This is a genomic window from Pseudomonas sp. RA_35y_Pfl2_P32 (assembly GCF_963970735.1).
Classification (GTDB): Bacteria; Pseudomonadota; Gammaproteobacteria; order Pseudomonadales; family Pseudomonadaceae; genus Aquipseudomonas.
The window spans coordinates 1-489 of the sequence record NZ_CAXAQF010000255.1 but is presented as its reverse complement, the minus strand read 5'-3'; the positions used below and the strand labels follow the sequence as shown (position 1 = coordinate 489).

The window sequence follows — 489 nt, the reverse complement described above, 5'->3', positions numbered from 1 at the left end:
TGGCACACCACTTGCCCATTGCGCCGCACTTCCTCCCGTTCGCCCTACGCTGCGTCCCGCTCCTTCCGTCTCAGACGGTCGTCGCCCTCACCCTCGACGATGTCATGATGGCGATCGACGCCATTCGACACCGGGAAACCCAGCTGACCAAACGTGCCGCGCTGATCGATGCGGAAAGCTCGCACGGACTGTTCCTCAATTCCGCCCTGCGAAAACTGGCGACAGCCCGGCGTCACCTTCAGCGCCACCCCCCGGCAACGATCCCTGATCACCCCTGCGGTCCCTCGTAGCGACGCCCTCCACGAAGGTCGGCCCCAAGACCCTCAAGGCGATCCACCGCCACGCGAAAAGCGCGTCGGTGAGGGGCGCTTTCGCGCCCTGCCCGGCCGAAGGGCCGGGGAGGAGAGAGGAATTGAAGATGTTGTCGAGGACATGGGGTCCAGCAGACACACAGGAGACGTTACGATGAACATCGGTCAGATCAAGCAG

Annotated in this window: 1 protein-coding gene; it reads left to right on the top strand. The window is 64.0% G+C overall.

From position 1 onward, the window contains the following. On the top strand, positions 1–290 hold a 290-nt coding region (locus tag AACY45_RS28140; RefSeq protein WP_339548741.1), incomplete at its 5' end, for a hypothetical protein. Positions 291–489: the final 199 nt, after the last annotated feature.